Consider the following 14,771-nt stretch of genomic DNA (forward strand, 5'->3'; position numbering starts at 1 on the left):
AAAATAAAGGTAGGTGTAAAATTTGAGAGATAACATACTATATTTCGAACGCACTGCTTCAGGGCGTTTTCGAGAAATAAAAGCCAACAGAACAAAAGAAACAATGACAAATCAACCATCAGAAGGTTTAACTTTTTTAGATCAAATTCGGATAGATTGGAAGCAAAAAAACCTTCAAACAGAAACGATTGATAAATTAGAAAGTCTTCTAACTATCTGTAGACAACCAGAAAATAGAGCACGGTTCAATCAACTTTTCCAGAAAATAAAGGCATTTTTCATGCATGATACAACGAAAGGAGTGGTGAAAAAAATGACTGATACTAACCTAAGTAATTTAATGAAAAAACTATTGGAAAGTGGTGATACACCTGAATTAATGAACAATGTGTTAAAAGATCCTGCTTTATCTAAACAAGCGATGTCTATGATGAAAGATATGCTTCAGGATGAAGATAAATTAAAATCAATGACTGATATGATGTCTTCCTTTTTAGATAAGGAGGTGAAGTCGGATGAAGAATAAAAGAGAAATGGTCGTACAAATACAAAATAAAGTTAAAGCACGTCAAACGTATCTAAGTGAATTTAGAGAAAAAAAAGATCGTTGGGTTAAAAATATACTTGATGTAAAAGAATAGTAAAGAATTGTAGAAGTAGGGCTGCATTCGTTGCATGTGACCTACTTCTTGTGTATTCTTATAATAGAGAGATCGTGGTGTTTACTGACATCCTACATAAAAAAGGGAGTAATTACATGAAACTTATTGCTACAGATTTAGATGGAACTTTATTAAATGAAAACGGAGAAATAAGTAACGAAAACGTAGCAGCATTAAAGAAAGCGATCCAAGCAGGAATAAAAGTTGTTGTTGCAACTGGACGTTCTTATTCAGCTGCAAACAAGCCATTACAAGCAGCGGGGATAACTTGTCCTATTATTTGTTTGAATGGCGCAAATGTTTTTTCAGAAAAAGGAGAAAGATTACGTAATATCCCACTTTCTAAATTGATCAGTAAAAAAATTGTACAACACTGTCAGGAAAAAGAAGCCTATTTTGAATTATATACAAATCAAGGTATTTATTCTCCTGACCGCGCAAAATTTATGGAAGTTCTTCTTAACATCATGCTTTCATCTCATCCTGAAGTTTCACGTGAAGAAGTTGAAGAGCGCGCAGCATTACGCTTCCAAGAGGAAGAATTTAAAACAACGGATGACTTCAACGGGCTTATTGCAGATAAAAACATTGAAGTTTATAAAGCACTTGCCTTTTCTCTAGAAGTAGATACACTTAAAAAAGTAAAAAAACAATTCTCAGACAAAGATAACGTCATTATTACATCATCTGGTTTTGACAATGCAGAATTTAATCATCCAGAAGCACAAAAGGGAATTGCATTGTCGTTATTTGCAGCTGAAAATGGTATAGCTTTAAAAGATACCATGGCAATTGGCGATAATTATAACGATTTGTCTATGTTAAAGATTGTTGGACATAGTGTCGCAATGGGAAATGCTGAAAAAGCTGTTAAAGAAGCATGTGGTTTCACAACATTAAGTAACAATGAACACGGTGTAGCAAAAGCAATTGAAGCACTTTTAAATAAATAAAACAAAATCCACTGTTCCTGATTAGGAATAGTGGATTTTGTTGTTTTCCTTCTGTATTACCTATAAATTTATGATTATCCAGATCAAAAAGAAGCTAAGTAACATCGTAATATTTGATACCGTTCCAACAAACTTTTTATCGTAACCAAATTCAACAGCATAAGGTAATAAAGACATGGAAGTTGGTAATATTAAAGCAATCAAGAGTGTATAACGAAACATCAAATCAACTGGCAACCAGAGAAAGAGCGGAATTCCAATAAGTAATCCAACCCCAAATCGAGCGAAAATAAACTTCCCAACTAAGCGCAAATATTCTTTATGAAAAGTAAAATTTAAATAAATACCTAATAATAAAAGGGATAACGGCATATTCGCACCAGAAATAATAGAAGCTGTATCAATTAATACATTCGGTAATGGCACGTGTACAATATTTAACAGAAACACAATCATATATGTCATTAACGGAATCGATTTTACTAATTTAAGCGTAATTTCTTTTGATGTAATCTTGGTTTCCTCACTAGCATAGAAGCTACCCATCAAATAACTTAACCCAAACACGATAAATGCATTACCTACATCAAACATACCAAAATATTTGATCCCTTCTGCGCCCCAAATACCTTCTACCAGTGGATAAGCAAATAAGCCTACATTATAACCAGGTATCATCATCAGCAACATACCTCTTGTGCTTTTTTGCTCGTTTCTAAAAACAAATAAACCGATGTATACAAACAAGAAACCTGCAAGAATAGCTGCTATCACTAATAAAAATAAAGAAGGTTCAATCACAATATCGTGAAATGTTACAATAATTAAACTTGGTAACGTAAGATTAAATATCACACGTCCCAATCCTTCTCCATCACTTTCCTTTATTATTTTTGTTTCTTTTAATAAATAACCTAAACCAATAATTAGAATGGAATAGATAAATTGCTGATTAAATCCATCCATATCAAAAGCTCCCTCAACTAAAAGTACTCTATCTATTTTTTATAAAATAACTGTAATCAGTCTTTCACCTACCATTATGTTATCTTCTTCAATAGGTAAAACATCTGTATATTCTCCTGTATTTGTTACAAGAATTGGTGTAATGATATCATAACCACATGCCGTAATATTCTCAATTTCTATTGTTGCAATATGTTGCCCTTGCTCAACTAAGTCTCCTTGTTTCACGAACACTTCCATATATTCACCGCCCAATTGAACCGTATGAATCCCTACATGAATTAAAACTTCTACACCCTCTTCCGATGTAAAACCTATCGCATGACTTGTTGGAAAGACACTTGAAACCACACCAGTTACTGGTGCATATAATTTCTTATCAATCGGTACAACCGCTATACCTTTGCCAACCACACCTGAGGCAAAGACTTCATCTGGCACCTCTTCTAACGGCAGAAGTGCACCATTAAATGGACTAGCAATCGTTATGTTTTTTATAGCTCTTTCTGTTTGGTGATTCGTTGCAACTTGCTCGTTCGTTTCATCTTGATACCCGAAAAAATAAGTCAATACAGTAGCACTAATGAAGCTTATCGCTACCGCTAATAAAAACAATGTGAAACCCTGTCCAAAGAATACAGGCAAGGAGGCAAGACCTGGTACAGCAAGTGATGACGAACTTGCACCAGATATACCTGCAATTGCGCCACCAAGTGCTCCAGCAAAACAGCCAATGATAAACGGTTTTTTATATCGTAACGTAATGCCATATATAGCTGGCTCCGTAACCCCAAAGAGGCCCGCTATAGCAGCAGGACCCGCTATTGATTTGACCTGTTTTTTCCTCGATTTAAGAAATACACCAAGTGCCGCCCCTGCTTGGGCGAAAATAGCAGGGGTTAACATCGCAGTAAGTGTGTCCGAACCAAATTGACTTAAATTATTTACTGCAATAGGAACTATACCCCAATGAAGACCGAACATGACAAGTATTTGCCATGAAGAGCCCATTACTATACCCGCTACTACTGTACTATTGCTATAAATCCAGCTATACCCTTCAGCAAGCCAACCACTAACAAAGTTACCAAACGGACCAAACGCTAATAAAGTTAAAGGAACCATTGTCGCAATTAGCACGAGTGGTGTAAAAAATGTCTTTATCGCACTAGGAAAAATTTTGTTCAGTATAGGTTCTATTTTAGACATCACAAAAACAGTCAGAATTATCGGGATGACAGAAGTTGCATAGTTTGTTAAATAAATTGGTAAGCTCAAGAAAGTTAACGCCACACCCGATTCATATGTAGTAATTAAATCTGGATATACTAATGCTCCCGCAACAACAAAAGCGACGTAAGGATCCGCACCAAATTTCCTTGCTGCTGTTATACCCAAAATAAGCGGTAAAAAATAAAATAAACTATCACTAGCCGCATATAACACTTGATAGGTACCGCTATCTTCTTTTAACCCGTTAAATGCGAGTAATAAAATTAAGATACCCTTTAAAATACCGACACCAGCCATTGCACCCAATAACGGAGTGAAAATACCTGAAATAATATCAATCAGATAATTTAGAATAGATGTTTTTTCATACGTTTCAGTTCGAATTCTATCCCCTAACGTACTATTTTTTTCTATTTTTCGATAGACTTCATTGACATCATTCCCAATTACGATTTGTAGTTGTCCTGCACTTTCCATTACCTGAATAACACCTAATAATTTTTGGAGTGCCTGCTGATCAGCTTTTGATTTATCGATTAATTTAAATCGTAACCTAGTGGTACAGTGATGTAGAAGCGAAACATTTTCTTCACCACCGACATAAAGCATAATTTTCTCAGCTAACTGACTATAATTCATAAGAAAAACACCACTTTCTTTCCCTTGATTAAAAAAACCTAAGCTATCAGTTCAATACAAACCAACTACGGATGAGCAGTTTCTGTACGAAATGTAGTCTTAGGTTTCATTAACGAACAAACTATATATCTGATTGACGCTTTTGCGCTTCCCTACTGGTTACACGATGAATGTGAATACTTAGGTAGACTTTTTCATCATCGGTTATATCCCAATTGTATGATTTAGCAACAAATGCTGCAATTTTTTCACTGCAATCATATGCTTTTTTATATTTCGTTTTTATTTGTTCAAATAAAAAGGCATCTATACTTTCATGTTCCTTACCTTCATTTCGTATAAATCGCAAGGCAAAGAATTTTAAATGTGTTAAAAATCGTTCATAGTTAAGCGACGTCTCATCTATTTCAATATTATAATGATATTTCACAATTGTTAAGATACTGTTTACCATTTTAGTTACTTTTACAGTTGCTTCCACATTCTCACCAGAGAGTTGACTATTCACTAAGTGTAGGGCAATAGATCCTGCTTCGTCGTCTGGCAGTTTGATGCCTAATTCTTCGTTAATAATAGTTAGCGCTTCTTTTGCAACTTCATATTCATTTTTATAGAATTTCTTTATTTCCCATAATAAGGCATTCGATAAATTAATCCCTTGTTTATATCGGCTAATTGCAAAACTCAAATGATCTGTTAGGGCAACATAAATATAATCATCTAATTTATAAGATAACCGACTTGTTGCAAAATTTATTATTTTAGCAGCGATTTCAAAATACTGTTCCGGGATTTCACTTAAAAGCTCTGCTAATTTATCGGTAAAGCCTTCACCTTCTAAAACAAATGTTTTCTCAACCTTTTCTAATTCAATTTCTTCACCGATTTTTTTTTGAAAAGCTAGGCCTCTTCCCATCATAACTAATTCTTTTTGCTGTTCATTTTCCGTTACAACAACATTGTTATTTAAGACTTTTTTTATTTGCATCTACATTCGCCCTTTAAATAAGTTTTAAACTACTGTATCCGAACTATGAAAATAAGTTTATTCCATACGTATCAAACTTAAACCTTCCATTACTATAGCATTTTCTTCTTATATGGTAAACTACAGTATTTACATTCTCTATTGTAGAAATTTATGATAAACTTTTCATTAGATCGTTTTTTTAAAAAGGAGCCTACCATGACAAATTATAAAATATTATTTTTAGACATTGACGGAACAATTTTAAAAGCAGATCATACGATTGATCATTCGACAAAAAATGCAATAAAGCAAGTAAAAGAACAAGGAATAGAAATATTCTTAGCGACAGGACGGCCACTACACGAAGTTACTGACATAGCTGATGAACTAGATGTCCATTCTTTCATTGGCTACAACGGGGCCTATGCTATATATCAAGACAAAGAAATATTGAATAAACCAATGAAACGGGATACAGTCAAACATTTCCTTCATGTTTGCCAAGCAAATCCTCATGAAATGGTTTTATATACACATAACAAAAGCCTGATGACATCATTAGATTCGGGAGTCATCAAAGACTTCACTAGCTACTTTGATTTAAAAGACACTTCTCTATTTACATCGGCAGAAATGGACAACGTTTTAGGGATTACACTGATGAATCTAGAAGAAGATGATCCTAAATTATATGAAACAGATGAGCCGATCTTTTTCTCTCAGGTTAATGTGGAAGGTCTCATGCATAGTTACGATATCATTCGAGAAAGTGTAAATAAAGGTCGTGCCATCAAACATGTTATCGAACTTCTTGGTTTTGAAAAAGATAGCACAATTGCATTTGGTGACGGGATGAATGATAAACAAATGCTTGAATTCGTAGGAGAAGGTTTTGCAATGGGAAATGCGCATCCTGATTTGTTCGCTTTTGCAAAACATCGTACAACTAGTGTCGATGACAATGGTATTTTCAACGGACTAAAACAATTAGGGTTGGTTAAGTAAAAGGCTTTGTTAAAGCTTAATGCTGCTATTTGATATATTAAAATGGAACTTCTATAGATGAGGGAGTTCCATAATATCGGTTTATTATACTAACGCGGCATTTGCTTTAAACAGAATGTCTCACAAGTTATCATAATTACTTTTCATATTTTTTCCACTTAAAATAGTTATAAAAAAACTGCATTAAAAAAATTACTAATAAAAAAATGGAGACAATTATAATTTCATTAAAATTCTCATCTATATATAAGCATATTGTAGTTAGTGACATAACTATCATCGGAAGCATCCATAGGGTTCGAATCATTTTTCTTCTATAACTCAATTTATAATATGAAATGACAAAACCAGTATCTTTCTTTTCTTTCTTCTTAAAAATTAGCGGTAAAATTAGAGACATAATGAGAACTATCAAATAATCCCTTGATAAGTTCATATGGCATTGATCAAACCCCCAACAACAAATTTAACAGCGCCAAATAAAAAAGAACATAAAAAAACCAAAACACAGGGGGTATTTTGGCTTTTTTATTGCTAGTTTTACATAGCAGACACTTTAAAATAAACGGAGAGCAATGAATTTGAATATTGCAAGTATTGTTGGGATACTTACAATTTCTATGTATTAAATGTAACACAGGATTCTAGATGTTTCGCTTCTTTTGTAAGGTTTTCTTACGCAGTATTTTCACAAAAATGTTTTTGTTAAAGTTAGATGTTATTAGTTGATCAAATAGACTAGACAGTCACATCAAAAGTTAGAAGGATTTATCGAAAAAGATTGGGAATTTGTTAAAATGGGTAACAAGAAAAAATATTAATCAAATGAAGGAGCAACCTATTCAAATGACTATAAAAATAACGAAGTGTAACCTCGAACATTCAAGCGAACTTCAAGAAATCAGTGTTGAAACATTTAACGAGACATTTAAGGATAACAATTCCCACGAACAGATAAATGCCTATTTAGAAAAGGCATTTAATTTGAAGCAATTGGAAGAGGAATTAACCAATCGCTCTTCACAATTCTTTTTTGTTTATTTTAATCATGAAGTTGCTGGATACCTTAAGATCAATACCGCCGATGCCCAGTCTGAAGCAATGGGAGATGACTCACTTGAAATAGAGAGGATTTATATAAAAAAGAAATTTCAAAAACATGGGCTTGGGAAGCTCCTGCTGAATAAGGCGATAGATATTACAATGAAACAAAAGAAAAAGAAAATCTGGCTAGGCGTCTGGGAAGAAAATGAAAATGCCATTGCATTTTATCATAGAAAAGGGTTTATCCAAACTAACGCCCACTCCTTTTATATGGGCGATGAAGAACAAGTCGACTTAATCATGACAAAAACACTCCACTAACTTGATTTAATGATTAAAAAGCCCAATTCATATTAATTTGGTCATTTGCCCTCAACACTTTTTGATTATGACATAGTCTATAAGTAGTCAAGACAGTAAGGTGGTGATAGAACATGGGTTATCATGGAGGATATGGTGCTGGTTGTGCTACTCCTGCAACAGGTGCTGGTAGCGGATTTGCGCTTATAGTTGTATTGTTTATTCTTTTAATTATTGTAGGTGCGTCTTTTTATTAAACAAATGTAAAAATATCTAACCGGCAAAGTAAGCAAAGTACTTGCTTTGCCTACTTACATATATACTAATTACTAATTACTACTTCCTAAGACCTAAAGGCATCCGCTTTTAGACTGATTTTTAAAAGCCTACTTCCCTTACTTATCAGAGTCTGTTACAATTTTAATGTAGGTGAGAGTTGTTACAATTGATGACTTCCCCAAGTTTCTATATTGCACAATTTTCTCACCTACTCTTTGGAACTCCTACGTTATCTATTAACGTATTTTATATATTATCTTTCTACTTAAAACACTACATATAACGACCGCTGTACTGGCTGCCTTTTGCTTCATGCCAAATAAAAAAGCAGTACTTCCATATTTTCAGGAAGTACTGCTTTTTAGTATACCTAAACTTATTTACTCACGTACGCAGATAACATCCACAATGTTTGATCTACACTTGTTTTGTAACCAATTAGCATATCTTCTGTGATATCGTCCCCTGCTTCTCCAGCAAGTTCAATACCCTTTGCTAAATCGTTTTGGATAATCTTATAATCACTGATTACTGAATTAACCATAGCTTCAGCAGGAACATGTTCACTATACGGCTTTTCCTCAATAGTTGCATTCGCTAAAAATTCACTTAACGTAGAATATGGTTTCCCCCCAATTGTTAGGAGACGCTCCGCAAATTCATCAAACTTCATATTCACTTCATTATATAGTTCCTCGAATTTTTCATGTAGGACAAAAAAGTTATGGCCCTTAACGTACCAATGATGTTGATGAAGTTTCGTGAAAAATACACCATGTGTTGCTACTAATTGGTTCAATTGATCTTGTAATGTTTGATTTTTTGTAGTCATTTAAATTCCTCCGTTTATTGTAATTGTTATCACTTTATAATAATTATAATCTAATGAGTGATTTATGTCTAGTCTTATAACAAATTCTTCGATAATAGATACTATAAACTATTTGGCATTGAAATATGCGATCTCTTTTCTTGGTTTGCATTAAGCCTGTTAATTATATCAAATAGTGTAGAACAAGAAAAATATTTGGTTCTTTTTTTACTTTTTATGTAGTATCACTACATTATTCTATCGCGTCTAGGGTTTGCACCATTTGTTGATAACTTAAGGCCCCGAGTGATTTATGTTGAATAATTCCATTAGAATCAATCATATACGTTATTGGAATCGGTCTAACTTCATATTTTGTCGCCACTTCAAGCTGTTCATCCAAAAGAATAGGAAAAGTTAATTTATTCGCTGTAACGAAATCCGTCACATCCTCTATTTTCGCCTCTGATTGTGTCAAGTTAACCGCTAGAACCTGAACATTCTTCTCCGAATATAATTTTTCCATATCAGGCATTTCAACTCGGCAAGGAGGACACCATGTTGCCCAAAAATTCAAGACTACTCGTTGTCCGCGATATGCTGTTAGTTCTATATTCCCCCCAGTTGAGGTTTTTAAACGAAAGTTTGGTGCCGCATCTCCAATTTCTAGTCCTTCACTTGTTTGTTGAACCTGGTCTTCCTGTTTTTCTGTTAGTTGTATGATTTCAACCTCTGCTTCATTATTGTCTATAAAATCATAAACTGCCCAACCAAACATACCCACTAAGATAAGGCTCATCATTCTCATTTTCAATATAAACACCTCCCAGTCTAAATTAGACAACCATCCGTTCTTATATTTGGTATCTTATTATCTGGTCAATTAGTTACACTTTAGTTTTTTCTGATTGTCTATTTTAAATTATGTTTGTCCACAATTTTTCATTCCTATTAAGCATGCACAAAACATTTCGCATACAAAAAAGCCAGACAATTTGAATGTCTGACTTTTTCACAAAAGTTTTATTTGTTTAAAATACATAGTTGATAGAAACTGCGACGTAACTTCCTTACCCGCTATGTCAGCAAATGGGCTCCCTTTCTGTGCAGCTAACTTGGTAAAGAAAAACACTTTACCAAGTGGATCTTCGGCTTGTGCTGTTCCCACTAGAGTGTCACCCATTTGCTTCCTTCGCTGGATAGCGTATCTTTGTGACAAATATCATTATTATTATATAACGAAGTAATTTATCTCTATTATTATCACGGTATAAGAAACTAGCGTGTCAAGTGAAATTGACGACACTCCTGCAGGAACAGCACCGGCTGAAGATCCACTCGGAAAGCGTCCTTTGCTTATCCGAGTTAGCTGAAGCCGTGCCTGCGGAAAGGGAGTCAATTTCACTTGATAAGCGGGGCGGAAAATTCAGTTACATCGTAGTTGATGAAAATTCCGATGTAAGGGATTTTATGATGCAGTTTATAATTCAATAATCTTTTAAAAGACAGTCTTTATTTTTCACAGACAACAATTCCTAGTGGATGTTTATCTAACGTTGCATGATCTCTTGGTTCAATTAATGCACCTTTTTGAACATAATGGGTTACCGTTGAATAATTTGCAAATAATTGTTCAAACTCTTCAGGTGTCAATTGATGAACATGAAACGGTGAACCACAGGGTTTATCTCTTCCCTCACCAAATGGGGTCGATAGGATTAATTTACCACCAGGCTTAAGTAACTTATACACATTAGATAAAAAATTTTCTTCTGCTTCTATATGTTCAAGTGTTTCAAAACTAACAATCGTATCAAATTCACCATAACGCTCAATTAAACTTGAATCGGTCACATCTGCCTGAAAAAAAGATGATTTCGGGTGATAATAATGATGTTTTGCATACTCCAAAGCATCTGTACTAATATCAAGACCAATTACTTCGGTTATTTCATTTTTAAGTTTTTTCGCAATAATATGGGTTCCAAAACCCGTTCCACAAGCAAAGTCTAAAACGCGTCCTTTAATAAAAAAGAGTGCAAAGTGATACCGTGCGACGTGTTCAATTAATAAATCATTTGTTATTTTCATCTTTTCAAGAATAACACGCTCTCCTGTATCTTCTAGCATTCTAGTCACCGCTTTAATAAAATTTGTTTAGCAACATCAAAATGCATGTCTATTATAGTATAATAGACCAATTAGAGAAAGCAACCAAGTTAATGGAATTTAATTAAAGAAAAAGATGCTGCATATATTCTATGCAACATCTTTTTTAAGACTCTTTCGTTTACTTATGCTGTTTTTTTAATATTAAAATCCTTATAACAGTATTGAACTATATGAAATATCTCAGAAAAAGTCTAGTATCGTTTGTCCAAAAATAAAATTAATTATATACTCTTGTCAATCGCACGAATTAACTTATCTTCAATTTCTTTTGCTAATGAAACTAATGCTTCCTCTTCGACTAAATCAATTAATGCCGTTGGTTTTGGCATACCAATTTTTGTCTTACCAGCGTCTTCATATAATACGATTTTACATGGTAAGAAGTAACCAACCAGTTGATTTTTCGTTAAAAGAGTAGCGGCTTCTTTTGGATTACATACCTCTAAAACAAGATAGGGTTGTTCAAAATCAATTCCTTTATTGTTTAACGTTTCTTTAATATCAAATTGCCAAAGGATACCGAACTTCTCTTCTTTTAAATTTACCTCTAAGGCTTGTACCGTTTCTTGAATTGATTTATTTGATTCTACCGTATAATGAAACAATCTAATCTAGCCCCTTTCTCTTGCGTAACGTTACTCGCCTTTTTTAATCCAAAATTTAAGAACGTCGCCTTCATCTGTATCTTTTACTAACTCATGTCCACCTGATTTAGCCCATGCAGTTAAATCACTTTTTGAACCTTGATCTGTTGCATGTACTTCTAAAATCTCTCCAGTTTGCAAATCTGCCATTGCCTTCTTCGTTTTTACTATTGGCATTGGACAAGCCAATCCTTTTGCGTCTAATACTTTTGTACTTTCCATTTCTAATTCCTCCTAATTTTTTACACTATTTTAGTTTTTACTTTACTTCTCCAGGCCATGCAAGCATGCCGCCAGTCATATTCGTTACATCGTATCCCTTTTCAGCTAAAAATTGTGCTGCATTACCACTTCTCGCACCTGAACGACATATCATGTAGTAATGCTTATTTTTATCTAATTCCTCGATACGCTCTTCTACTTCACCTAGCGCGATATGTTTTGCTTGTGGGATTTTTCCTTCTTCCACTTCAAAATCCTCACGAACGTCAATCAAGTTTAGTTCCTCATTGTCTGCTATTTTATTTGCTAGTTCTTCTGCAGTAATTTCTTTCATTATTAACATCCTCCATTATTTAAATTATATGAATAAGTTGACATTACCATCTTCAGCATCACCAATATATGCACTAACCCCACCATATTCTAAGTCCACTAATAACTCTTCTTTCTGTAAGCCTAATAAATCCATCGTCATCGTGCAAGCAATTAGCTTGACGTCTTGCTCTTTCGCCATATCAATTAGGTCTGGTAATGGCATCGAATTATGCTTTTTCATTACTTTCTTGATCATTTTCGGTCCCATTCCCATGTAGTTCATTTTTGATATACCCATTTTATCGGCACCTTTAGGCATCATTTTACCAAACATTTTTTCTAGTATACCTTTTTTAACAGGAACGTGATTCTCTTTCCTTAGTGCATTTAGACCCCAAAACGTGTGGAAAATTGTTACTTCATGATCGTAAGCCGCTGCACCATTTGCAATAATGTAAGCTGCCATTGTTTTATCATAATCTCCACTAAATAAGACAATCGTTGTTTTTTTTGTTGCTCCCATATAGTTATCCTCCTATTTTTATTTATTATCAATACATATACATGTACAGGTATTTAATTTATTTTTTAAAAAATAGCTTAATTAGCTAAAATATCGAGCCAAATTTTTATTGCGGTTCCTGCAATTAATACTGCTAAAATAATTTGTAACAGTTTTGCATTTATTTTTTTACCAGCGTGAGCACCAAGTGGTGATGCTATTAAACTGGCGACAATCATAATAGCCGCTGGCATATATTCCACTTGCCCTGTTGTGACTTTCCCTATTGTCGAACCAATGGATGAGATAAATGTAATTGCTAATGATGAAGCAATTGTCATCCGTGTTGGTATTTTTAGAACACCAAGCATAATTGGTACAAGTAAAAATGCGCCTGCTGCACCAACAATACCAGCTCCAATCCCGACAATCAGTGCCAGAATTGCTGCTAACGGTTTGTTAAATGTAACTTGATCAAAAGGAATGTCATCTGTTCCCTTTTTCGGTATCAACATCATGACTGCAGCAATTAAAGCTAGAATACCGTAAACAAAATTTATTGCTTCGCCCGGCATTAGTTTGGAGCCATATCCACCAAGCAAGCTACCTATTAAGATACTTACGCCCATATAGATAATTAAATCCTTATTAAGAAAGCCACCTTTGCGATATGCCCATACGCCACCAATCGTTGCAAAAAGAACTTGTACTGCACTTATACCAGATACTTCATGAGCAGAAAAAGCTGCTACTCCAAACAGTGAAGGTATATACAGTAACATTGGATATTTTATAATTGATCCACCAATTCCTAGCATGCCAGAAAGATAAGATCCAATAAACCCAATAAGAAAAATGACAAGCACAAATTCTATATTAATATCACTAAAATCCATTTTCACATCCCCCTAGTCCCGTTTATCGAATAGCACAGCGATTAGGACCAATTTCCATTTCACGTTGTTTTTCACTATCTGGTGTGACTTTCCCCATATTAGTTTCTCGAATTTCATGATATGCATTTGGCTGTGGTGGTAGATTTTCAGTTACCATTTTTCTAAACGTATCTTCATTGTCAATGTTTAGTCCGTGATTTGAAGCAAAAAGATTACCCAGTCTAGCAGCTATTGTACCATCATCGTTTAATTCATCAATAATCATAAAGTGTGCCGGCAATACAATTAAGTCATCAGACAAAGATGTATAGCGCTCATAGAGACTTACACGCAAGTCCTGAACCCAATCTTCAGCTTTACCCGCTAAGTCAGGACGGCCTATTGAATCGATAAAGAGGATATCCCCTGTTAACAAATAATGCGAATCAATAATAAACGAAGTAGAACCAATCGTATGGCCTGGCGTATAGAGTGCCTGAATATCAATTTTTGTTGCACCAATAGTAATAGCTGCACCATCTACTAAACCTTGATAATCAAACATTACGTCTGTTGCATCTTTTGGAGGTAACCAATACGTTGCACCTGTTTGTTCAGCGATCGTGCGTCCTCCTGAAATATGATCTGCGTGTAAGTGTGTATCTAGTACATGCTTAATTTCAACATCTTTTTCGATTGCAAAGTTTGTGAATACATCTGTCATCCGCACGGGATCAATTACTGCTGCTTCTCCACTTGATAGGACCATATAGGATAAACAACCTTTTCCAATCCGAACGAATTGATACAATTCTCCACCGTCTTTTAAATCTGAAACTTTAATGGGTTCAAGATGTTCGCTCCAGGCTTTCATACCGCCTTTAAGGTACGAAACATGTATTCCAGCCTCCGCAAGCATCTCTGCAACCATTACAGACGAACCTTCTTTTGCACAAACAACTAGAATATCTTTATCTTTTGGAAGCTGGTCTATCATACCCTCTACCCCATCAATTAAATCAAAATATGGGATATTTAAATACGTGAAATTTTCTCCTTCGATCTTCCAATCCTCAAATGCATCCTCTGTTCGTACATCTAAGATGAATAATTCTTCTTTGTTTATCACTTTATGGGTTATTTCTTTTGCTGTTGTTTCAGTTAATTTCATTTATAAAA

At 34.3% G+C, this 14,771-nt stretch carries 19 protein-coding genes; 6 read left to right on the forward strand and 13 right to left on the reverse strand.

Annotated elements, in window-relative coordinates:
• The first annotated feature begins 22 nt into the window (after window positions 1-22).
• The 3 genes from D2K60_RS10565 to D2K60_RS10570 all read left to right on the forward strand — a co-directional run bounded on the left by D2K60_RS10565 (window position 23) and on the right by D2K60_RS10570 (window position 1,615).
• Window positions 23-526: a hypothetical protein gene (locus D2K60_RS10565; RefSeq protein ID WP_117169962.1), complete on the forward strand. Its 504-nt coding sequence runs from the start codon at window positions 23-25 to the stop codon at window positions 524-526.
• On the forward strand, window positions 516-641 hold the full coding sequence (locus tag D2K60_RS21135) for a hypothetical protein (protein WP_275896249.1): 126 nt from the start codon (window positions 516-518) through the stop codon (window positions 639-641). Before D2K60_RS10565 ends, D2K60_RS21135 begins: the two co-directional genes overlap by 11 nt.
• 116 nt (window positions 642-757) lie before the next feature.
• A complete protein-coding gene (locus D2K60_RS10570) occupies window positions 758-1,615 on the forward strand; it encodes a Cof-type HAD-IIB family hydrolase (RefSeq protein WP_117169963.1) in 858 nt (285 codons plus the stop codon).
• Between the two features lie 60 nt (window positions 1,616-1,675).
• On the opposite strand, the gene D2K60_RS10575 is transcribed toward D2K60_RS10570, so the two are convergent.
• The 3 genes from D2K60_RS10575 to licT all read right to left on the reverse strand — a co-directional run bounded on the left by D2K60_RS10575 (window position 1,676) and on the right by licT (window position 5,441).
• Window positions 1,676-2,581 (reverse strand): AEC family transporter, encoded by a 906-nt coding sequence (locus D2K60_RS10575; RefSeq protein WP_117169964.1) that lies wholly within the window; start codon window positions 2,579-2,581, stop codon window positions 1,676-1,678.
• A 39-nt stretch (window positions 2,582-2,620) separates the two neighbouring features.
• Window positions 2,621-4,453: a beta-glucoside-specific PTS transporter subunit IIABC gene (locus tag D2K60_RS10580; protein ID WP_117169965.1), complete on the reverse strand. Its 1,833-nt coding sequence runs from the start codon at window positions 4,451-4,453 to the stop codon at window positions 2,621-2,623.
• A gap of 121 nt (window positions 4,454-4,574) precedes the next feature.
• Window positions 4,575-5,441: a BglG family transcription antiterminator LicT gene (gene licT, locus D2K60_RS10585; protein WP_117169966.1), complete on the reverse strand. Its 867-nt coding sequence runs from the start codon at window positions 5,439-5,441 to the stop codon at window positions 4,575-4,577.
• 198 nt (window positions 5,442-5,639) lie between these two features.
• Between licT and D2K60_RS10590 the strand changes: the two genes are divergently transcribed.
• From D2K60_RS10590 to D2K60_RS10605, 3 genes are all read left to right on the forward strand, one after another.
• Complete coding sequence (locus D2K60_RS10590; RefSeq protein WP_117169967.1) at window positions 5,640-6,428, forward strand: HAD family hydrolase; 789 nt, start codon at window positions 5,640-5,642, stop codon at window positions 6,426-6,428.
• An 846-nt stretch (window positions 6,429-7,274) separates the two neighbouring features.
• Complete coding sequence (gene paiA, locus D2K60_RS10600; protein ID WP_117170386.1) at window positions 7,275-7,793, forward strand: spermidine/spermine N(1)-acetyltransferase; 519 nt, start codon at window positions 7,275-7,277, stop codon at window positions 7,791-7,793.
• Window positions 7,794-7,906: 113 nt separating this feature from the next.
• Window positions 7,907-8,029, forward strand: coding sequence for a YjcZ family sporulation protein (locus D2K60_RS10605; RefSeq protein ID WP_117169969.1), 123 nt, complete (start codon window positions 7,907-7,909; stop codon window positions 8,027-8,029).
• 398 nt (window positions 8,030-8,427) lie between these two features.
• Here the strand turns inward: D2K60_RS10605 and D2K60_RS10610 are convergent, their stop codons facing one another.
• The 10 genes from D2K60_RS10610 to D2K60_RS10650 form a co-directional block, all read right to left on the reverse strand.
• On the reverse strand, window positions 8,428-8,883 hold the full coding sequence (locus tag D2K60_RS10610; protein WP_117169970.1) for a Dps family protein: 456 nt from the start codon (window positions 8,881-8,883) through the stop codon (window positions 8,428-8,430).
• 232 nt (window positions 8,884-9,115) lie between these two features.
• On the reverse strand, window positions 9,116-9,670 hold the full coding sequence (locus tag D2K60_RS10615; protein ID WP_240335333.1) for a peroxiredoxin family protein: 555 nt from the start codon (window positions 9,668-9,670) through the stop codon (window positions 9,116-9,118).
• A 204-nt stretch (window positions 9,671-9,874) separates the two neighbouring features.
• The gene (locus D2K60_RS20655; protein ID WP_162880751.1) at window positions 9,875-10,045 is read right to left on the reverse strand and encodes a hypothetical protein; all 171 of its coding nucleotides are present in this window, start codon (window positions 10,043-10,045) and stop codon (window positions 9,875-9,877) included.
• Between the two features lie 329 nt (window positions 10,046-10,374).
• The gene (locus D2K60_RS10620) at window positions 10,375-10,992 is read right to left on the reverse strand and encodes a class I SAM-dependent methyltransferase (RefSeq protein WP_117169972.1); all 618 of its coding nucleotides are present in this window, start codon (window positions 10,990-10,992) and stop codon (window positions 10,375-10,377) included.
• Between the two features lie 263 nt (window positions 10,993-11,255).
• Complete coding sequence (locus D2K60_RS10625) at window positions 11,256-11,639, reverse strand: DUF302 domain-containing protein (RefSeq protein ID WP_117169973.1); 384 nt, start codon at window positions 11,637-11,639, stop codon at window positions 11,256-11,258.
• Window positions 11,640-11,669: 30 nt separating this feature from the next.
• Window positions 11,670-11,900: a sulfurtransferase TusA family protein gene (locus tag D2K60_RS10630; RefSeq protein ID WP_117169974.1), complete on the reverse strand. Its 231-nt coding sequence runs from the start codon at window positions 11,898-11,900 to the stop codon at window positions 11,670-11,672.
• 37 nt (window positions 11,901-11,937) lie between these two features.
• Window positions 11,938-12,234 carry a rhodanese-like domain-containing protein gene (locus D2K60_RS10635; protein WP_117169975.1) on the reverse strand — a complete coding sequence of 99 codons (297 nt, stop codon included), beginning with the start codon at window positions 12,232-12,234 and terminating at the stop codon, window positions 11,938-11,940.
• Window positions 12,235-12,258: 24 nt separating this feature from the next.
• Window positions 12,259-12,738 (reverse strand): DsrE/DsrF/DrsH-like family protein, encoded by a 480-nt coding sequence (locus D2K60_RS10640; protein WP_117169976.1) that lies wholly within the window; start codon window positions 12,736-12,738, stop codon window positions 12,259-12,261.
• Window positions 12,739-12,815: 77 nt separating this feature from the next.
• Window positions 12,816-13,613 (reverse strand): sulfite exporter TauE/SafE family protein, encoded by a 798-nt coding sequence (locus tag D2K60_RS10645; protein WP_117169977.1) that lies wholly within the window; start codon window positions 13,611-13,613, stop codon window positions 12,816-12,818.
• Window positions 13,614-13,635: 22 nt separating this feature from the next.
• Entirely contained in the window at window positions 13,636-14,763 is a 1,128-nt protein-coding gene (locus tag D2K60_RS10650; RefSeq protein WP_117169978.1) for an MBL fold metallo-hydrolase, read from the reverse strand.
• Window positions 14,764-14,771: the final 8 nt, after the last annotated feature.

The sequence above is a fragment of the Paraliobacillus sediminis genome (assembly GCF_003426055.1).

Bases quoted from the DNA above. Each gene is read 5' to 3' on its own strand.
- D2K60_RS10620 (WP_117169972.1), bottom strand. From the start codon at position 10,992: ATGCTAGAAGATACAGGAGAGCGTGTTATTCTTGAAAAGATGAAAATA.
- D2K60_RS10610 (WP_117169970.1), bottom strand. From the start codon at position 8,883: ATGACTACAAAAAATCAAACATTACAAGATCAATTGAACCAATTAGTA.
- licT (WP_117169966.1), bottom strand. From the start codon at position 5,441: ATGCAAATAAAAAAAGTCTTAAATAACAATGTTGTTGTAACGGAAAAT.
- D2K60_RS10640 (WP_117169976.1), bottom strand. From the start codon at position 12,738: ATGGGAGCAACAAAAAAAACAACGATTGTCTTATTTAGTGGAGATTAT.
- D2K60_RS20655 (WP_162880751.1), bottom strand. From the start codon at position 10,045: ATGGGTGACACTCTAGTGGGAACAGCACAAGCCGAAGATCCACTTGGT.
- D2K60_RS10575 (WP_117169964.1), bottom strand. From the start codon at position 2,581: ATGGATGGATTTAATCAGCAATTTATCTATTCCATTCTAATTATTGGT.
- D2K60_RS10645 (WP_117169977.1), bottom strand. From the start codon at position 13,613: ATGGATTTTAGTGATATTAATATAGAATTTGTGCTTGTCATTTTTCTT.
- D2K60_RS10590 (WP_117169967.1), top strand. From the start codon at position 5,640: ATGACAAATTATAAAATATTATTTTTAGACATTGACGGAACAATTTTA.
- D2K60_RS10635 (WP_117169975.1), bottom strand. From the start codon at position 12,234: ATGAAAGAAATTACTGCAGAAGAACTAGCAAATAAAATAGCAGACAAT.
- paiA (WP_117170386.1), top strand. From the start codon at position 7,275: ATGACTATAAAAATAACGAAGTGTAACCTCGAACATTCAAGCGAACTT.
- D2K60_RS10570 (WP_117169963.1), top strand. From the start codon at position 758: ATGAAACTTATTGCTACAGATTTAGATGGAACTTTATTAAATGAAAAC.
- D2K60_RS10615 (WP_240335333.1), bottom strand. From the start codon at position 9,670: ATGAGAATGATGAGCCTTATCTTAGTGGGTATGTTTGGTTGGGCAGTT.
- D2K60_RS21135 (WP_275896249.1), top strand. From the start codon at position 516: ATGAAGAATAAAAGAGAAATGGTCGTACAAATACAAAATAAAGTTAAA.
- D2K60_RS10650 (WP_117169978.1), bottom strand. From the start codon at position 14,763: ATGAAATTAACTGAAACAACAGCAAAAGAAATAACCCATAAAGTGATA.
- D2K60_RS10630 (WP_117169974.1), bottom strand. From the start codon at position 11,900: ATGGAAAGTACAAAAGTATTAGACGCAAAAGGATTGGCTTGTCCAATG.
- D2K60_RS10580 (WP_117169965.1), bottom strand. From the start codon at position 4,453: ATGAATTATAGTCAGTTAGCTGAGAAAATTATGCTTTATGTCGGTGGT.
- D2K60_RS10605 (WP_117169969.1), top strand. From the start codon at position 7,907: ATGGGTTATCATGGAGGATATGGTGCTGGTTGTGCTACTCCTGCAACA.